The following is an 18313-nucleotide window of genomic DNA, read 5'->3' on the forward strand; positions in this document are numbered from 1 at the left end:
CCGCCGCCGTCGCCGCGGCGACCGCGGCAGGGGAGAGCGCCGGCAGTTGGCGGGTCGACCCGCCCGGCGGCACCCTGCTGGTCGACCTGGCACCCGACGGCGCCCGGCTCACCGGTCCCGCCGTCATCGTCGCTCGTGGCACAGTGAACCTGTGACGCATCCACGCTTCGACGACGCCGACGATCCGGAGACCACCGACTTCGACGGCGACCAACTCGACCTGGCCGAGCGGATCTCGCTGCGCCGGGTGGCCGGCATGTCCACCCAGCTGGCCGACATCACCGAGGTCGAGTACCGCGACCTGCAGCTGGAACGGGTGGTGCTGGTCAGCGTCTGGACGTCCGGCTCGCTGGCCGAGGCGGAGAACGCCGTCGCCGAGTTGAAGCTGCTCGCCGAGACCGCCGGATCCGAGGTGCTGGAGGCGCTGATCCAGCGCCGCAGTCACCCCGACCCGGCCACCTTCATCGGACGCGGCAAGGTCGACGAACTGCGCGAGGTGGTGATCGCCACCGGCGCCGACACGGTGATCTGCGACGGCGAGCTGGAACCCGCCCAGCTGCGCAATCTGGAGGACCGGGTCGGGGTGAAGGTGATCGACCGCACCGCGCTGATCCTGGACATCTTCGCCCAGCACGCCAAGAGCGCCGAGGGCAAGGCGCAGGTCGAGCTGGCCCAGCTGCAGTACCTGCGGCAGCGGCTGCGCGGCTGGGGCGGCAACCTGTCCCGGCAGGCCGGTGGACGGGCCGCCGGCGGTGCCGGCATCGGCGGCCGCGGACCCGGCGAGACCAAGATCGAGACCGACCGGCGCCGGATCCGCACCCGCATCTCGGTGCTCCGCAAGCGGCTGCGCGAGATGGACGAGGTGCGCGCCACCAAGCGCCAGGAACGGCAGCGCAACGAGATTCCCTCGGTGGCCATCGTCGGCTACACCAATGCCGGCAAGTCGTCGCTGCTGAACCGGCTCACCGGCGCCGGCGTGCTGGTCGAGAACGCCCTGTTCGCCACCCTCGACCCGACCACCCGGCGCGCCGAGAGCACCGATGGCCGGGTCTACACGTTGACCGACACCGTCGGCTTCGTCCGGCACCTGCCGCACGACCTGGTCGAGGCGTTCCGCTCCACCCTGGAGGAGTCGGTGCTGGCCGATCTGCTGCTGCACGTGGTGGACGGCGCCGATCCCGACCCGGAGGGCCAGATCAGGGCGGTGCGCACCGTGCTCGCCGAGATCGGCGCCGGCAACATCGCCGAACAACTGGTGATCAATAAGACCGACGCCGCGGACGCCACCACGCTCGCCGCGCTGCGCACCCAGTACCCGGACGCCGTCTTCGTCTCCGCCCGCACCGGGGACGGGATCGCCGACCTGCAGCGGCGGGTGGAGGAGCGGCTGCCGCGTCCGGCGGTCGAGGTGAGCGCCCTGGTGCCCTACGAGCGCGGCGACCTGGTCAACAAGATCCACACCAGCGGCGAGATCGTCACCCTGGAGCACACCGCCCACGGCACCGCCGTCGTCGCCCGGGTGAACCGCGGCCTGGCCGGGGAGTTGGCGCCGTTCGTCCGGTGACCGCAGTGGCGGCCAATTCTTAGCGAAGCGGTTCCATAGGTACGTACGTCCATACGCTTGCTAGGCTGCCGTCCATGACCGACTACTTCGCGGGCGACCCGCGCACCAACCGGGAGCGGATGCTGGCCGGCGATCTCTACATCGCCGACGATCCGGAGAGCGGACGCATCGCCCGCCGCGCCCTGCAGCTCGCGGACGCGTACTACCGGGCGGAGGCCGATGCCGAAGCCGGCGCCGAACGTCTCCTGGCCGAATTGCTGGGTCACCTGGGCGACGGCGCCTACGTGAAGCCGCCGCTGTTCGTGGACTACGGCGAGAACATCTCGATCGGGGCGCGGACGTTCGTCAACTACAACCTGACCGCGTTGGACGTGGCCCCGATCACGATCGGCGAGGACTGCCAGATCGGCCCGAACGTGCAACTGCTGACCCCGACGCACCCGATCGATCCGCAGCCCCGGCGGGACAAGCTGGAAGCCGCCCAGCCCATCACCCTCGGCGACAACGTCTGGCTCGGCGGCGGGGTGATCGTCTGCCCCGGGGTCACCATCGGGGACAACAGCGTGATCGGTGCCGGCGCGGTGGTGACCAGGGACGTTCCGGCGAATGTGGTCGCGGTCGGCAACCCGGCCCGCGTCATCCGCGAGATCGGGCCGCAGGATGCCGGCCGCTGACGCCGCGCGTCCCCGGCGGGCCCGCCGCACCGACCCGAACCGGCGCGACCGGATCGTCGACGCGTGCCTGGAGGTGATCGCCAGGGTCGGGGTGGCCGGCGCATCGCATCGCAGGATCGCCGAGGCCGCCGACGTGCCGCTGGGGTCGATGACCTATCACTTCGCCGGGATGGACGAGCTGCTGCGCGAGGCGTTCACCCGTTTCGCCGGCGGTGTTGCGGACGGTTTCGAACGCCGGATGGCTGCCGCGACGGACGCCGAATCGGCCCGGGACGCCGTGTCGGCGATCATCCTGGAGGACGTCTTCGGCGACCAGCGCGACCTCGTCCTGACCCACGAGCTCTACACGCTGGCCGCCCGCGACGCCGGCTTCCGGGACATCACCGCCGGCTGGATGGCGCGCAGCCGGGCCGCCCTGGAGCGGCACTTCGACCCCGAGACCGCCCGGATGCTCGACGCCCTGATCGAGGGGCTGACCATCCACCGGGCACTCGACCTGGACAACCGCGATGCCGGCGAGGTGCGCCGCGCCGTGGCCCGGATCGCCGACCCGGACCGCTCCCGGCACTGACCAGTCGCAACCACCGAGCAATCCCAACCACTGACCAGTCGCAACCACCGAGCAATCCCAACCGCTGAACGATCGCAAGCACCGAGCAATCCCAACCGCTGAACGATCATGACCATCGAAAGGCCCTCATGCCCCGCATCATCTTCCTGGACGTCGACGGCACCCTGGTGAACTACGCCAACCAGTTGCCCGACTCGGCCGTGCGGGCGATCCGCCGCGCCCGCCGGGCCGGGCACCTCGTCTATCTGACCACCGGACGCAGCAAGGCCGAGATGTACCCGGAGCTGTGGGACATCGGCATCGACGGCATGATCGGCGGCAACGGCTCCTACGTCGAGCACCAGGGCCAGGTGGTGATGCACCGGACGCTGACCCGCGACGAGTGCGCCGCCGTCGTCGACTGGCTGCACGGCAAGGGGCTGCCGTTCTACCTGGAGGCCAACTCGGGGCTCTACGCCAGCGAGGATTTCGAGACCGCGGCGCGGCCTGCCGCGCAGGCCTACGTCGCCGGCAAGGGCGCCGCCGACAGTTCCTCGTGGACCATCGCCGAGCTCTTCCCGGACATGATCTACGGCGCCGAACTCATCCGCGACGACGTCAACAAGATCAGCTTCGTGCTCGGCGACTACCAGGACCACCTCGACTCGATGGCGGTCTTCCCGCAGCTGAAGGCGGGGACCTGGGGCGGTCGCGGCGCGCACGCGCTCTTCGGCGACCTCGGCGTCGCCGACATCGACAAGGCCCAGGCGGTCGATGTGCTGCTGACCCACCTGGGCGCCGATCGCGCCGACACGATCGCGATGGGCGACGCCGCCGTCGACATTCCGATGCTGGCCTACTGCGCGGTGGGGGTGGCCATGGGCAACGCCGCCGACGACGTGAAAGCCGTCGCCGACCACGTCACTGGCGACGTCGACGCCGACGGGCTGCACGCCGCCTTCGAACACCTCGGCCTGCTCGGCGACTGACCCGAGCACCGACGAAAGCAGCGAGCCATGCAGATAGCCCTGATCGCCGTCGACATGGACGGCACCTTCCTCCGTCCCGACCTGAGCTACGACCGGCAACGGTTCCTCGGCCTGCGGGAGCGGATGCGGGACGCGGGAGTGCGGTTCGTGGTGGCCAGCGGCAATCAGTACTGGCAGCTCCGCTCGTTCTTCGAACCCGAGGACGAGGTGGCCTACGCCGCCGAGAACGGCCACTTCCTCTACGACGTCGGCGACACCTCCCCCTGCTATGCGGCGGTGCCGCGTCCGGACGTCGCCCGGGTGTTGGTCGCCGAGCTGGAGGAACACCGTCTCACTTACCTGGCTTCCACGTCGCACGGTGCGGTCATCCCGTCCTGGCTCGGCCCCGACGGGGTGGCCTGGGCGCGGCGCTACTACCCGCGCGTCGAGATCGTCGAGGACGTCCGGGCCGTCGCCGACGACATCGTGAAGGCGAGCGTGCAGGCCGAGGATCCGCACGCCGTGGTCGCCGAACTCGGACGACGGCTCGGCGACCGGTTCGTCCCCGTCGTGGCCGGTCCGACGGACGCCGACCTGAACGCGCCCGGCCACAACAAGGCGGTCGGGCTGGGCCGGCTCGCCGAGCGCTGGGGCATCGACCTGGCCGATGCGGTCGCCTTCGGCGACAGCTACAACGACCGGGAGATGCTCACCGCCGTGGGTCTCCCGGTGGTGATGAGCGATGCGCCGCCGGACCTGCGGGAGCTGGCCGCACGCATCGCCCCGCCCAATTCCGCCGACGGCGTCCTGGCCGTGCTGGAGGAGATTCTGCCGTCGTAGTCCACCGTGCAGCTCGCCGGTGGGGTGTTGCCGGACGCTGTCGGTGGCGGGCGGTAAGTTGAACCAATGCCCGACGCCGACCTGACCGAAGCGATTCTCGCCGCAGCGGTCGAGGGCATCGACGGCGCCCAGCGTCCGGGGCAGCACGAGATGGCGTCCGCGGTCACCGAGACCCTGGCCGGGGGAGAGCACCTGCTGGTCCAGGCCGGCACCGGCACCGGCAAATCGCTGGGCTACCTGGCACCCGCGCTGGCCCGGCTGGTGCAGTCGCCCAGCGAGCGCATCGTGATCGCCACGGCGACGCTGGCACTGCAGTCCCAGCTGGCCCGCAAGGACATCCCGGCCGCCCTGGACGCCTGCCAGCGGGTCACCGGCAAGCGGGTCAGCCACGCCGTGCTCAAGGGACGCACCAACTACGCCTGCCTGTACCGGGTACGCGACACCCTCGGCTCCGAGCAGGAGAGCCTGCTGGGCGGCAGCGAGCTCGCCGGGGCGCTCACCGCCGTCGCCACCGACGCCGGCTCCAAGGTGGGCGCCGAGGTGGTGGCGCTGCGGGAATGGGTGGAGACCGAGGCCGAGGCCAAGGGCGCCGCCGACCGCGACGACGCCCCGACGCACACCGCCCAGGCCTGGGCGCAGGTGTCGATCCCGGTGCGGGAGTGCCTCGGCGCGCAGCGCTGCCCCTACGGTTCGCAGTGCTTCGTGGAGCGCTCCCGCGACCAGGCCCGGTCGTCGCAGCTGGTGGTCACCAACCACGCCCTGCTGGCGATCGACGCGATGCACGGCGGCACGGCGCTGCCCGAGCACGACGCGGTGATCGTCGACGAGGCGCACGAACTGGTCAGCCGGGTCACCGGCGCCGCCTCCCACGAGCTCAGCCCGCAGCTGATCGAACGGGTCGGACGGCGTTGCCTGGTCTGGCTGGACGACGACCTCGCGCTGGAGTTCCTGGACGCCGGCGAGGCACTGCGGGCCGCTCTCGACGACGCCCCGGTGACCCGGATCGAGGACGCCGACGGGCCGCTGGCGAACACCCTGCGGCTGGTCCGCGACGTGGCCCGCCGGGTGGTCTCGGCGATGGGTGGCGGCGACGACTCCGACAACGAACGCAAGCAGGCGGCAGCGGCGGCCAAGGAGGTGTTCGACATCGCCGACCAGCTCGCCACGCTGGCACCGCACGACGTGGTCTGGGTGTCCGAGCGGGAACGGTTCGGACGCCAGGTCAACCAGGCCCCGCTGTCGGTGGCGGGTCTGATGCGGGAGGGCATCTTCGCCAAGCATCCGGTGGTGCTCACCTCGGCCACGCTCTCCATCGGCGGCAATTTCGAGGCGGTGGCCGGCTCGGTCGGGCTCACCGAGCCCTACAACCGCGACGGTGACGACGGCGACGGCGCGCCGGAGAAGCCGCGCTGGCGCGGACTCGACGTCGGCTCACCCTTCGACTACCGCCGCCAAGGCATCCTCTACGTCGCCAAGACACTGCCGCCGCCCAGCCGGGACGGCATCGCGCCGGCGATCCTGGCCGAGGTGGCCGAGCTGCTCTGGGCGGCCGGCGGCCGCACCCTCGGGCTGTTCGCCTCCCAGCGGGCCGCCGAGGCGGCCGCGGTGCACTGCCGCAAGGAACTCCCGGACGCCGAGATCCTCTGCCAGGGCGATGCCCAGCTGGGCGAGCTGACCCGCCGGTTCGTCGCCACCCCGCAGGCCAGCCTGTTCGGCACGCTGTCGCTGTGGCAGGGCGTCGACGTCCCGGGCGACACCTGCGAACTGGTGATCATCGACAAGATCCCGTTCCCGCGTCCGGACGACCCGCTGATGCAGGCCCGGCAACGCGCGGTCGCCGAACGCGGCGGCAACGGCTTCATGGCGGTCGCCGCCACCCACGCCGCGCTGCTGCTCGCCCAGGGCTCCGGACGCCTGATCCGCCGGCTCACCGACCGCGGCGTGGTCGCGGTGCTCGACCCGCGGCTGATCACCGCCCGCTACGGCAGCTTCCTGCGCGCGTCCATGCCGGACTTCTGGATGACCACCGACCGCGAGACCGCGATCGGCGCGTTGCGCCGGCTCCAGGACGCCCGTGCGGCCGCGGCCCATCCCACCACGTAGCTGCCCCACGTGGTGGGACGCTGGGGACGGTTCCTTTCGTCCCACTTGCGTGTCGGGGTGGGACGCCGGGGACGGTTCCTTTCGTCCACTCGAACCCGCTCAGGCCGGGGCATTCCCGAAGTCGTCGATGGTCAGCCGCTCGCCACCCCGGCGGGCCGACTCCAGCGCGTAGACGCCGGGCAGCGTGTACCGGGCGGCCTGCCAGGCGTTCACCGGCGGCAGGGTCTGGTTGTTGACCGCGGTGACGAAGTCATCGGCCAGGAAGTGGTGGCTGCCTTCATGGCCGTTCGGTGCGCCGGCGAACTCGGCCGGCAACCGGGCCGGGTCGTGCACCGGGGCGAGCCCGGACAGGAAGGCGTCGCGCAGGGTGGGGGAGACGTCCGCCAGCTCGGCGAGCTCCTCCTCGCTGGCCTTGCGCGGCTCGATCTGTTCGGACACGTCGACCACGCCGGTGCGGTCCTGCCGGTAGGCGGTGGTGGTCATCTCCTCGAAGCTGGCCTCGGTGCCGAACCAGCGGAACCGGGACTCGCGGATGAACGCCGGGAAGCCGACCCGGCGGAACTCGTTGACCCGGAACGACCCGCCGCAGGCCACCTCGAACAGGCCGGTCATGTTGGAGAAGTCGTTGTCGAACATGCTGACCGAGCGGTCGAAGACGCCGTCGCCGCGGTCGTCCACCACGCCGATCGCCGACACGCTGGTGGCGTGAGTGTTCCAGGCGCCCAGGATGCCGCCGATCGAGTGGGTCGGGTAGAGCATGGGCGGGTACGAGGCGGTGGCCTTCCAGTTCTCGCCGCCGGAGAACCGGTAGGCGTCGTAGAAGCCCAGGTCCATGTCGTGCACGTAGTCGCCCTCGGCGTAGAACAGCCGGCCGAACTCGCCCTTGGCCACCATGTCGCGGGCGTAGACGACCGCCGGGTTGTAGTGGCTGGTCTCGCCCATCATGTAGGTCAGCCCGGTCTCCTTGACGGCGTCGATGATCGCGCCGATCTCCTCGGCGCTGATCGCCATCGGCACCGCGGAGTAGACATGCTTCCCGGCGCGCAGTGCCCGGACCACCAGCGGGCCGTGGGTCCAGCGCTGGGTGAAGATCGCGACGGCGTCCACCTCGGGGCTGGCCAGGACGTCGTCGAAGGAGGCGAAGGTGCCGGCCAGGCCGTACCGGGCGACCAGCTCGTCGGCGCGTTCGGCGATGGTGTCGACGGCGTACACCTTCGACACTCCCGGGTGCAGCTGGAACAGGTGGGCGAACGAACCGGCGAACTGGCCGGCGCCGATCATGGCGATCGAGAAGGACATGGGTGGCGATTCCTCTGCGGGGTCGAGCGAGTCGATGGTCGGAGTCGTGCGGCTCCGACCAGAAAAGTTACGCGGGTAACTCTGCGCTCTGCAAGCCGAGAAAAGAAACGTCTCACGAAGGCTCGCTGGTAGCTGAGCGGCCATATCTATCCGCGTAGAATGCCAGCCGTGGCGTCCGGTCCCGGTTGGGGCCGGTCGCGAAGGCCCGGACTGCGAGGAGGTGCCGATGGGCGAGGACGGCACGCTCGGCGAGCGACCCGCGGCCGTGACCCGGACCGACGTCGCCCGCTACGCGGGGGTGAGCACCGCCGTGGTCAGCTATGTGGTGAACGGGGGACCCAAACCGGTCTCCGAGGCGACCACGGCCCGCGTCCTGGACGCTGTCGCGCGGCTGGGCTACCGGCCCAATCGAACCGCCCGAGCCCTGGCCCTGGGCAGCACCAAGACCCTCGGCCTGGTGGTGCCCGACAACACCAACCCGTTCTACGCCGAGTACACCCTGGCGATCCAGCAGGCCGCCACCGACCTCGGCTACGCCTTGCTGATCACCAATTCCGGATTCGACCCAGACATCGAGTTCCAGCAGGTGCTCGACCTGTGCGACCGCCAGATCGACGGCCTCATCCTGGCGCGCGGCGCGGGGGTCGGACGGGTCGGCGAACTCGCCCGCCGCGGGGTACGGACGCCGGTGGTGCTGATCGACTCGACGGTGCCGTTCTCCGGCTACGCCACCGTCGGCCCCGACTCGGCCGGCGGCATCGCGGAGGCGGTCGACCATTTGCTGGGCGTTCATCGGCATCCCAGCGTCGCGCTGATCATCGGCGACACCGTCGAAGCCGCCATCGACGGACGGGAATCCGGCTGGACGGCCGCGCACGCCCGGGCGGGGCGTCCGCTCGGCCCGATCGAGCGAGCAGCCTTCACCCGGGAGGGCGGGTATGCCGCCGGCGTCCGGCTGCTGCGCCGTGCCGATCGGCCCACGGCGATCGTGGCCAGTTCCGATCTGCAGGCGGTCGGACTGCTCCGCGCCGTCCATGAACACGGGCTGCGGGTTCCGGACGATGTCGCGGTGGTGAGTTTCGACGGCACCGCCGAGACCCAGTACTGCTGGCCGCCGTTGACCACCAGCCGGCAGCCGACCGCCGCGATGGCCCAGGCGGCGGTTCAGGCGCTGCTCCGCGACGAGCAACGGGCCGATCATCAGCGGTTGCCGATGGAATTGGTGATCCGCGACTCCTGTGGCTGCTGACCCGACCACCGGACGACCGGGGAGGCCTCTCGATCGGCCGCGGGGCTACCCGGTGGTGCGGGTCACGGCGTCCGGGTCGGGGACGGTGAGGACCTCGGCACCGTCGGCGGTGATCGCGACGGTGTGCTCGCTGTGCGCCGTCCGGCAGCCGGTGGCGCTGCGCAGCGTCCAGCCGTCGGCGTCGGTGATCAGGGTGGCGGTGTCCGTCATCACCCAGGGCTCCAGGGCCAGCAGCAGCCCGGGACGCAGCCGGTAGCCGCGGCCGGGGCGACCCTGGTTGGGGACGTGCGGGTCCTGGTGCATGGTCGATCCGATGCCGTGACCGCCGAATTCGAGGTTGATCGGATAGCCCGCAGCGCTCAGCACCGTCCCGATCGCGTGGGAGATGTCGCCGATCCGGGCGCCCGGCCGGGCGGCGGCGATCCCGGCGGCCAGTGCACGTTCGGTGGCGGCGATCAACTTGACGCTCTCGGCCGGCCTGGTTTCGCCGACGATGAAGCTGATCGCCGCATCTGCGGCCAGGCCGCCGGTGAGCACCGCGAGATCGAGGGTCAGCAGGTCGCCGTCGGCGAGCGCGTAGTCGTACGGCCTGCCGTGCAGCACGGCGTCGTTGACGGCGGTGCAGATGTAGTGACCGAACGGTCCGCGTCCGAACGCCGGCGCGTAGTCGACATAGCAGGACTGGGAGCCGGCGTCGGTGATCATCGCCTTGGTCCACTGGTCGATCTCCAGCAGGTTGGTGCCCACCCTGCTGCGGCTCTTCAGCTCCTGCAGGATGTCGGCGACCACCGCTCCGCTGGTCCTCGCCCGGGGTAGTTGGGCGGGGCTCAGGATCTCGATCATCCGGGTGTCTCCTTCGGGTTCACCAATAACTATCCCGGCCATACTATCCCGGTATTAGAATCCCATCATGGTCAGGTTGCCCCTCAGCCCCGAAGAGATCGAGCGCGGACGCCGTCTCGGCGTGCTGCTGCGGCAGGCCCGGGCGGAACGCCCGATGCTCGAGGTCGCGTTGGACGCCGGCGTGTCCCCGGAGACCCTGCGCAAGATCGAGTCGGGCCGGGTCGCCACCCCGGCCTTCCCGACCATCGCCGCGATCGCCGATGTGCTCGGACTCTCCCTCGATGTGATCTGGGCCGAGGTCAACCGGACCGACGACGTCCCCGCCGCCGACCGACGGCAGCGCCTGGCCTCCTGACCCGGACGCCCGGATCAGACCCGGCGCAGGACCGCGACCACCTTGCCCAGGATGGACGCCTGGTTGCCGTCGATCGGTGAATAGGCCGGGTTGTGCGGCAGTAGCCACACCTGGCCGTCGGTGCGCTTGAAGGTCTTCACCGTCGCCTCGTCCTCGAGCAGGGCGGCCACGATGTCGCCGTTGTTCGCCGTCGGCTGCTGGCGGACCACCACGAAGTCGCCGTCGCAGATCGCGGCCTCGATCATCGAGTCGCCCCGGACCTCGAGCAGGAACAGGGTGCCCTCGCCGACCAGCTGCCTGGGCAGCGGGAAGACGTCTTCGACGCGCTCCTCGGCCAGGATCGGGCCGCCGGCGGCGATCCGTCCCACCACCGGCACGTTGACCGCTTCCGGCAGCGCATCGCCGATGCCGGTGATGTCGACCGGATCGCTCTCGGGCTCGACCGCCTCGTCGGCCGGCGCCTTGGCCACCGAGTCGGGCAGTCGTACCTCCATGGCGCGCGGCCGGTGCGGGTCGCGCCGCAGGTAGCCCTTGGCCTCCAGCGCGCGGAGCTGGTGGGAGACGCTGGACGGGGACGCCAGCCCGGCGGCCTCGCCGATCTCACGGATGGTCGGCGGGTAGCCGCGGGTGCTCACCGCCAGGTGGATCAACTCCAGGATGCGCCGCTGCCGCGGGGTCAGCCCTTCGGTATCGGCCGGGCCGTCGGGCAGCTGGGCGATCTTGGCCATCTCGAGCTGCTGCGCGACCTCGGCATTGCTGGGACGGCCGACGCCCATCTTGGGCGGCTGCTTGGGTGGACGGCCGCGTCGCGGGGTCTTATCGAACGGGTTCCTGCCTGCCATGCGCTCAGACTAGGCACAATACCTGCGCGATTCAAACGTTTGTTCGAGCGTGTCGCCGGATCGTCGGGAGAGCGGGTGGTACTTCGCGTCGCGGTCGCGGCAGGCCGGCTGCGAAAACTGTCAGAGGCGGGTTGTTGACTGCTGGTAGTTGATCGACCGGTCGTGAACAACAGTACGAATAGTGCTTGCGCCGGGGCCGATCGTCGAGTAACAATGACCATCGAACGTATGTTCGAGAGAGGGAGTGCGAGATGAGTGCGGTGTTGGTTGAGGAGACGATGGTCACCCCGACGGTCACTCGGCCGCGGTGGCGGCACGTCGCGCAGACGCGTGGCCCGATCGCGCGTCCGAATCATCCGGCCACGCCAGGTGGCCGTCCCGCCGTGGCGGTGGCGCCGCTGGTCCGGGCACAGGCTCCGGCTCCGGTGCCGGTCGTGGTGGGGCAAGGGCTGCAGTTGACCCGGCGCGGCCTGGCCGTGGTGATGACGGTGTTCCTGGGAGCGGTCGCCGCCGGTGTGCTGACCCTGGTGGCCGGCTTCCTGGCGGTCCCGAACGAACCGGCGGTGCCGCAGGCTCCGGCGGTGGTGGCGGCGTCCTGAGCGGCCGCTGCAGCGGGTGGCCGGCGCGGTAGTCCGGCTTCGGGCGGCGATCCCGTGCGCGCGTGCCGTGGTGATCGGGCGAACTCGGTTGCAGAGGGCCGGCTGGCGACGTATCGTCTAGATGTAGTAGTTACAGGGCTGTGGTTAATCCACAGATTGTGGTTTTCCTCCACAAGCTGGTCCACAGCCGGTACACACATCGTTCCACAGGGGCGAGCGTTCATCGACGAAGCGGGGAGCTTGAGCCGTGTACTGCCCATATTGCCGACACACCGACTCCCGGGTGCTGGATTCTCGCGTCGTCGAAGACGGCGCGGCGATTCGGCGGCGCCGGCAGTGCCCGTCCTGCGAGCGGAGGTTCACCACGGTGGAGCAGATGCAGTTGGTCGTGGTGAAGCGGTCGGGTGTGGTGGAGCCGTTCTCCCGCGAGAAGGTGGTCACCGGTGTCCGCAAGGCATGCAAGGGACGTCCGGTCTCCGAGGCCGATCTGGCCCGGCTCGGTCAGCAGGTCGAAGAGACGCTGCGAGCCAGCGGCCAGGCCGAGATCCCCGCTGACGATGTCGGGCTGGCCATCCTGGGCCCGCTGCGCACCCTCGACGCGGTCGCCTACCTGCGCTTCGCGTCGGTGTACAAGCACTACAACTCGGTCGACGACTTCGAGGCCGAGATCCACAGTCTCCGTACCCAGGAGGCCGCCGCGCGCTGAGCGACGGCGTCCCTGACGGCCCGAAGGAGGGCATCACTCGTGACTGAAACCATTCGTGCCGGCAGCCGCTCGTCCGCGACCCCGCACGGCCTCACCGTCGGGCGGGTGTTCACCACCGCCGGCGTGCACCCCTACGACCAGGTCGACTGGGAGTCGCGCGACGTGGTGCAGACCAACTGGAAGACCGGCGAGACCGTCTTCGAGCAACACGGCGCGGAGTTCCCCGACTTCTGGAGCGTCAACGCGTCCACCATCGTCACCACCAAGTACTTTCGCGGTGCGGTCGGTACCCCGGCCCGGGAAAGCAGCCTGCGGCAGTTGATCGACCGGGTGGTGACCAGCTACCGCCGGGCCGGCGAGAGCAACGGCTACTTCGCCACCCCCGCCGACGCCGAGATCTTCGAGCACGAGCTCACCTGGATGCTGCTGCACCAGTACTTCAGCTTCAACTCGCCGGTCTGGTTCAACGTCGGCACCGCGGCGCCGCAGCAGGTCAGCGCCTGCTTCATCCTCAGCGTCGACGACTCCATGGAGTCGATCCTGAACTGGTACAAGGAAGAGGGCTTCATCTTCAAGGGCGGCTCCGGTGCCGGCCTCAACCTGTCCCGGATCCGCTCCAGCAAGGAACTGCTGTCCTCCGGCGGCACCGCCTCCGGCCCGGTCAGCTTCATGCGCGGGGCGGACGCCTCGGCCGGCACCATCAAGTCCGGCGGCGCCACCAGGAGGGCCGCGAAGATGGTGGTGCTCGACGTCGACCACCCCGACATCGCGGAGTTCATCGAGACCAAGGCGCGCGAAGAGGACAAGATCCGCGCGCTGCGCGACGCCGGCTTCGACATGGATCTGGGCGGCCGCGATATCGTCAGCGTCCAGTACCAGAACGCCAACAACTCCGTCCGGGTCAGCGACGAGTTCATGCGCGCCGTCGAGGACGGTGCCCGGTTCGGCCTGCGCGCCCGGATGACCGGCGAGGTGATCGAGACCGTGGACGCCCGCGAGTTGTTCGCGAAGATGGCCAAGGCGGCCTGGGAGTGCGCCGATCCGGGCATCCAGTACGACGACACCATCAACGCCTGGCACACCAACCCCGAGACCGGGCGGATCACCGCGTCCAATCCCTGCTCGGAGTACATGAGCCTGGACAACAGCTCCTGCAATCTGGCCAGCCTGAACCTGCTGAAGTTCCTGCGCGACGACGACACCTTCGACGCGGCCACCTTCGTCAAGGCGGTCGAGTTGGTGATCACCGCGATGGACATCTCGATCTGCTTCGCCGACTTCCCGACCGAGGCCATCGGGCAGACCACCCGCGACTACCGGCAGCTGGGCATCGGCTACGCCAATCTGGGCGCCCTGCTGATGGCCGTGGGCCGGGGCTACGACTCCGACGGCGGGCGGGCGGTGGCGGCGTCCATCACCTCGCTGATGACCGCCACCAGCTACCGGCGCTCGGCCGAGCTGGCCGCCATCGTCGGCCCGTACGCCGGGTACGCCCGCAACGCGACCGCGCACCAGAAGGTGATGCGCAAGCATCAGGCGGCCAACGACGAGGTGCGCGGGGTCAGCGAACTCGACGCCAGCATCCACGAGCTGGCCACCGCCGAGTGGGCCCGCGTGGTGGCGTTGGGCGCCACCAACGGCTTCCGCAACGCGCAGGCCTCGGTGCTGGCACCGACCGGCACCATCGGCTTCATGATGGACTGCGACACCACCGGCATCGAGCCGGACTTCTCGCTGGTCAAGTTCAAGAAGCTGGTCGGCGGCGGGTCGATGCAGATCGTCAACCAGACCATTCCGCGGGCGCTGCACGGCCTCGGCTACACCGAGGAGACCGCGGAGGCGATCGTCGAGTACATCGCCGAGCACGGCCACGTGGTCAACGCGCCCGGGCTGAAGTCCGAGCACCACGAGGTCTTCGATACTGCCATGGGCCAGCGGGCGATCAAGCCGATGGGCCACGTCCGGATGATGGCAGCGGTGCAGCCGTTCCTGTCCGGCGCGATCTCCAAGACGGTCAACCTGCCCGAGACGGCGACCGTCGACGAGATCGCCGAGGTCTATCTACAGGGCTGGAAGCTGGGCCTGAAGGCGCTGGCCGTCTACCGCGACAACTGCAAGGTGGGGCAGCCGCTGTCCGACGCCAAGAAGTCGGACGTGCCGGCCGCCGTCGAGGAGGCACCGAAGCCGGAGGTGCGGGTGGAGTACCGGCCGCGCCGGCAGCGGCTGCCGAAGTCGCGGATGAGCCGCACCACCTCGTTCTCGGTGGGTGGCGCCGAGGGCTACCTGACCGCCGGAGCCTACGACGACGGACGGCTCGGCGAGGTGTTCCTCAAGCTCGGCAAGCAGGGCTCCACCCTGGCCGGTGTGATGGACGCCTTCTCCATCGCCATCTCGATCGCGTTGCAGTACGGGGTTCCCCTGGAGACCTACGTGCAGAAGTTCACCAACATGAAGTTCGAGCCGGCCGGGATGACCGACGACGCCGACATCCGGATGGCGCAGTCGATCATCGACTACATCTTCCGCCGGCTGGCGTTGGACTACCTGAGTTTCGACGAGCGGGCCGAGTTGGGCATCTACACCTCGGCCGAGCGGGCCCGGTACGTGGAGACCGGCTCGTACATCTCCGAAGAGGACGAGGCGAACCTGATCGAGTCCGAGGCGTTGAAGAACGACGCCGGCGACGAGGTGAAGGTGCACGAGGACGGGCCGAACCAGCCCGCCCTGGTCGAAATGCGACCGCATTCGACCGCCGAGGTGCTGGAGAAGATCTCCGGTATGGCGATCGACGCCCCGCTGTGCTTCACCTGCGGCACCAAGATGCGCCGCAGCGGCAGCTGCTACATCTGCGAAGGCTGCGGCAGCACCAGCGGCTGCAGCTGAGCTCGGACGCCGCCGAGGGGCCTGTCATCGGGCCGCCTCGGCGGCGTTGCCGTGCACGATGGTCTCGGATCACAGACGAACGTGGCGAAGGCGTCCAGGAGTTGTCACCGATCCGGTGACATGGAGGGCACTACCATCGACCCCGACCACAGCCGTGGAGCAGCCATGACCGCCCGATTCGTAATCGCACCCGCGCCGACACCCGGACACACGTCGTTCGATCGGATGTGGGCCGAGCTGACGCCGATCGGACGACACGCCACCACCGGCGGCTACCGCCGGTTCGCCTGGACCAGCCAGGACGCCACGCTGCGGGAGTGGTTCGCCGGCGAAGCATCCCGCCGGGGCCTCGACCTGGTCACCGACCGGGTCGGTAACCTGTGGGCCTGGCGCGGTGATCCGGACGCCGGCGCGGCCTCCGGCACGCCCGGCCTGGTGCTCGGCTCGCACCTCGACTCCGTTCCCGACGGCGGCGCCTTCGACGGGCCGCTGGGCGTCGTGTCGGCCTTCGCCGCCCTCGATCAGCTGGACGCCGCGGGCTTCGCCCCGAATCGGCCGTTGGGCATCGCCTGTTTCGGCGACGAGGAGGGTGCCCGGTTCGGCGTGGCCTGCGCCGGCTCCCGGCTGCTCACCGGCGCGATGACGCCGGAACGCGGCCTGGCTCTCACCGACGCCGACGGCACCACCATGGCCGAGGCGATGCGGGCCGCCGGGCACGACCCGTCCGCGGTGGGCCGCGACGACGAGACCCTGCGCCGGGTCGGCACCTTCATCGAACTGCACGTCGAACAGGGTCGGGCGCTGGGCGATCCCGGCCACCCCGCCGAGGGCGCGGTCGCGGTCGGCTCGTCGATCTGGCCGCACGGCCGTTGGCGATTCGACCTCACCGGACGTGCCGACCACGCCGGCACCACCAAGCTGGAGGACCGCGACGACCCGATGCTGGCCGTGGCGGCCGTCATCCAGCAGGCACGGGCCGCCGCACAGCACTTCGGCTGTGTCGCCACCGTCGGCAAGCTGCGGGTGCTGCCGAACGGGGTCAACGCCATCCCGTCCCTGGTGCAGACCTGGCTGGACGCGCGCGGTGCCGACGAACGCGCCGTCCGCAACGCCGTCAGCCATCTGAGCAGCGCGGTGGGACGGGCGGCGATCGAGGAGTCCTGGACCGACGCCACCGACTTCGACACCGCGCTGGTCCGGCGGCTCGCCGGCCTGCTGGACGCCCCGGTGCTGGCCACCGGTGCCGGTCACGACGCCGGTATCCTGGCCACCGCCGGCGTCCCGACGGCCATGCTGTTCGTCCGCAACCCCACCGGCATCTCGCACTCGCCCGAGGAGCACGCCGAATCCACCGACTGTCACGCCGGTGTGGACGCCCTGGTCCGGGTGGTCGAGTCGCTGGCCGGGGAGGACGAGTGAGCAGCTACTGGCTGGAGCATGCCTGGCTGCCCGGCGGGGTCGCGGCCGGCGTCCTCGTCGAGGAGGCGGACGGCCGCGTCGCCGCCGTCACCGAAGGCGTCCGGACGCCCCCCGCCGGCGCCGAGACGCTGCGGGGAATCGTCTTGCCCGGCCTGGCCAACGCCCACTCGCATGCCTTCCACCGGGCGCTGCGGGGCCGCACCCACGGCGACGGCGGCACCTTCTGGACCTGGCGCGAACGGATGTATGCCCTTGCCGCCCGCCTCGACCCGGCGAGCTACCGGCAGCTCGCCACCGCCGTCTACGCCGAGATGGCCGCCGCCGGGATCAGCTGCGTGGGGGAGTTCCACTACCTGCACCACGCCCCCGATGGCGAGCCCTACGACGACCCGAACGCGATGGGCCTGGCCCTGGTCGAGGCTGCCGCGGCGGCCGGCATCCGGATCACCCTGCTCGACACCTGCTACCTCGCCGGGGGCCTGGACGACACCGGTCATCGTCCGTTGGAGGGTCCGCAGCGCCGCTTCGGCGACGGGGACGCGTCCGGCTGGCGGCGCCGGATCGAGCGGCTCACCGCAGCCGAGAGCCCGCTGCCGGCGCACGCCCGGCTGGGCGCCGCCATCCATTCGGTGCGCGGCGTGCCCGCCGACCAGCTGCCGCTGGTGGCGGCCGCCGCCACCGACCACGGACTCCCGCTGCACGTGCACCTGTCCGAGCAGCCGGCCGAGAACGAGGCGACCCTGGCCCACTACGGCTGCACGCCCGCCGAGCTGCTGGCCCGCTCGGGTGCCCTGGGTCCGCACACCACGGCCGTGCACGCGATCCACCTGAGCGACTCCGACATCGAGCTGCTGGGCGCCACCCGGACGGCGACCTGCGCCTGCCCGACCACCGAGGCCGACCTGGCCGACGGCATCGGACCGTTCCCCGCGCTGCGGGCCGCCGGCAGCCCGCTGTGCCTGGGCAGCGACCAGCACGTCGCGATCGACCTGCTCGGCGAGGCCCGGCGGCTGGAGCAGCACCAGCGACTGGCGTCCGGACGCCGCGGCACCTTCGCCCCCAACGAACTGGTCCGCGCGGCCACCGAGACCGGGCACCGGGCACTCGGCTGGAGCGACGCCGGACGGATCGAGCCGGGTGCCCGCGCCGACCTGGTCGCCGTCGACCTGACCAGTGCCCGGACGGCAGGCGCCGACCCCACCCAGATCGCGATGTGCGCCGCCGCGTCCGACGTCACCGACGTGATCGTGGACGGACGCCCGGTGGTCCGCGACCGGCAGCACCGGCTCGGCGATCCCGGACGGCTGCTCACCGAGGCACTCGCCGCGCTGTAGCTCCGCCTCCATCGCTCGTCTAACTATTTCGGGCTCGCCGAATTCGGCGAGCCCGAAATAGTTAGGCGAGCGCTCCGGTGGGGAG

General features: G+C 70.7%; 16 protein-coding genes. 13 read left to right on the forward strand and 3 right to left on the reverse strand.

Going from position 1 to position 18313, the window contains the following annotated elements:
- Nucleotides 1-151 precede the first annotated feature (151 nt).
- The 6 genes from hflX (at nt 152) to QM582_RS08830 (ending at nt 6699) form a co-directional block, all read left to right on the forward strand.
- Nucleotides 152-1564 (forward strand): GTPase HflX, encoded by a 1413-nt coding sequence (gene hflX, locus QM582_RS08805; RefSeq protein ID WP_415083624.1) that lies wholly within the window; start codon nt 152-154, stop codon nt 1562-1564.
- A gap of 74 nt (nt 1565-1638) precedes the next feature.
- A complete protein-coding gene (locus tag QM582_RS08810) occupies nt 1639-2238 on the forward strand; it encodes a sugar O-acetyltransferase (RefSeq protein WP_415083626.1) in 600 nt (199 codons plus the stop codon).
- Nucleotides 2225-2809: a TetR/AcrR family transcriptional regulator gene (locus tag QM582_RS08815; protein ID WP_415083628.1), complete on the forward strand. Its 585-nt coding sequence runs from the start codon at nt 2225-2227 to the stop codon at nt 2807-2809. The genes QM582_RS08810 and QM582_RS08815 overlap by 14 nt, the downstream gene beginning before the upstream one ends.
- A 128-nt stretch (nt 2810-2937) precedes the next feature.
- Nucleotides 2938-3777 (forward strand): Cof-type HAD-IIB family hydrolase, encoded by an 840-nt coding sequence (locus QM582_RS08820; RefSeq protein WP_415083629.1) that lies wholly within the window; start codon nt 2938-2940, stop codon nt 3775-3777.
- Between the two features lie 27 nt (nt 3778-3804).
- Entirely contained in the window at nt 3805-4596 is a 792-nt protein-coding gene (locus tag QM582_RS08825; protein ID WP_415083631.1) for a Cof-type HAD-IIB family hydrolase, read from the forward strand.
- Between the two features lie 66 nt (nt 4597-4662).
- Nucleotides 4663-6699, forward strand: coding sequence for an ATP-dependent DNA helicase (locus tag QM582_RS08830; RefSeq protein WP_415083633.1), 2037 nt, complete (start codon nt 4663-4665; stop codon nt 6697-6699).
- A gap of 99 nt (nt 6700-6798) precedes the next feature.
- Here the strand turns inward: QM582_RS08830 and QM582_RS08835 are convergent, their stop codons facing one another.
- A complete protein-coding gene (locus QM582_RS08835; protein WP_415083635.1) occupies nt 6799-7998 on the reverse strand; it encodes a Gfo/Idh/MocA family protein in 1200 nt (399 codons plus the stop codon).
- A gap of 226 nt (nt 7999-8224) precedes the next feature.
- Here QM582_RS08835 and QM582_RS08840 point away from each other — a divergent pair, with 226 nt between their 5' ends.
- Entirely contained in the window at nt 8225-9247 is a 1023-nt protein-coding gene (locus QM582_RS08840; protein WP_415083637.1) for a LacI family DNA-binding transcriptional regulator, read from the forward strand.
- 45 nt (nt 9248-9292) lie between these two features.
- Here the strand turns inward: QM582_RS08840 and map are convergent, their stop codons facing one another.
- Nucleotides 9293-10090 (reverse strand): type I methionyl aminopeptidase, encoded by a 798-nt coding sequence (gene map, locus QM582_RS08845; protein WP_415083639.1) that lies wholly within the window; start codon nt 10088-10090, stop codon nt 9293-9295.
- Between the two features lie 67 nt (nt 10091-10157).
- On the opposite strand from map, the gene QM582_RS08850 reads away from it, so the two are divergent.
- On the forward strand, nt 10158-10445 hold the full coding sequence (locus QM582_RS08850; protein WP_415083641.1) for a helix-turn-helix transcriptional regulator: 288 nt from the start codon (nt 10158-10160) through the stop codon (nt 10443-10445).
- A gap of 14 nt (nt 10446-10459) precedes the next feature.
- Here QM582_RS08850 and lexA read toward each other — a convergent pair whose 3' ends face one another.
- Complete coding sequence (gene lexA / locus QM582_RS08855; RefSeq protein ID WP_415083672.1) at nt 10460-11221, reverse strand: transcriptional repressor LexA; 762 nt, start codon at nt 11219-11221, stop codon at nt 10460-10462.
- Between the two features lie 317 nt (nt 11222-11538).
- Between lexA and QM582_RS08860 the strand changes: the two genes are divergently transcribed.
- From QM582_RS08860 to QM582_RS08880, 5 genes are all read left to right on the forward strand, one after another.
- Entirely contained in the window at nt 11539-11886 is a 348-nt protein-coding gene (locus QM582_RS08860) for a hypothetical protein (protein ID WP_415083643.1), read from the forward strand.
- Between the two features lie 247 nt (nt 11887-12133).
- Nucleotides 12134-12592, forward strand: coding sequence for a transcriptional regulator NrdR (gene nrdR / locus QM582_RS08865; RefSeq protein WP_415083644.1), 459 nt, complete (start codon nt 12134-12136; stop codon nt 12590-12592).
- A 39-nt stretch (nt 12593-12631) separates the two neighbouring features.
- Nucleotides 12632-15475: a vitamin B12-dependent ribonucleotide reductase gene (locus QM582_RS08870; protein ID WP_415083646.1), complete on the forward strand. Its 2844-nt coding sequence runs from the start codon at nt 12632-12634 to the stop codon at nt 15473-15475.
- A gap of 165 nt (nt 15476-15640) precedes the next feature.
- On the forward strand, nt 15641-16894 hold the full coding sequence (locus QM582_RS08875) for an allantoate amidohydrolase (protein ID WP_415083648.1): 1254 nt from the start codon (nt 15641-15643) through the stop codon (nt 16892-16894).
- Nucleotides 16891-18228: a formimidoylglutamate deiminase gene (locus tag QM582_RS08880; RefSeq protein ID WP_415083650.1), complete on the forward strand. Its 1338-nt coding sequence runs from the start codon at nt 16891-16893 to the stop codon at nt 18226-18228. The genes QM582_RS08875 and QM582_RS08880 overlap by 4 nt, the downstream gene beginning before the upstream one ends.
- Nucleotides 18229-18313 lie beyond the last annotated feature (85 nt).

Source organism: Micropruina sp. (genome assembly GCF_047607385.1).
Lineage (GTDB): Bacteria > Actinomycetota > Actinomycetes > Propionibacteriales > Propionibacteriaceae > Micropruina.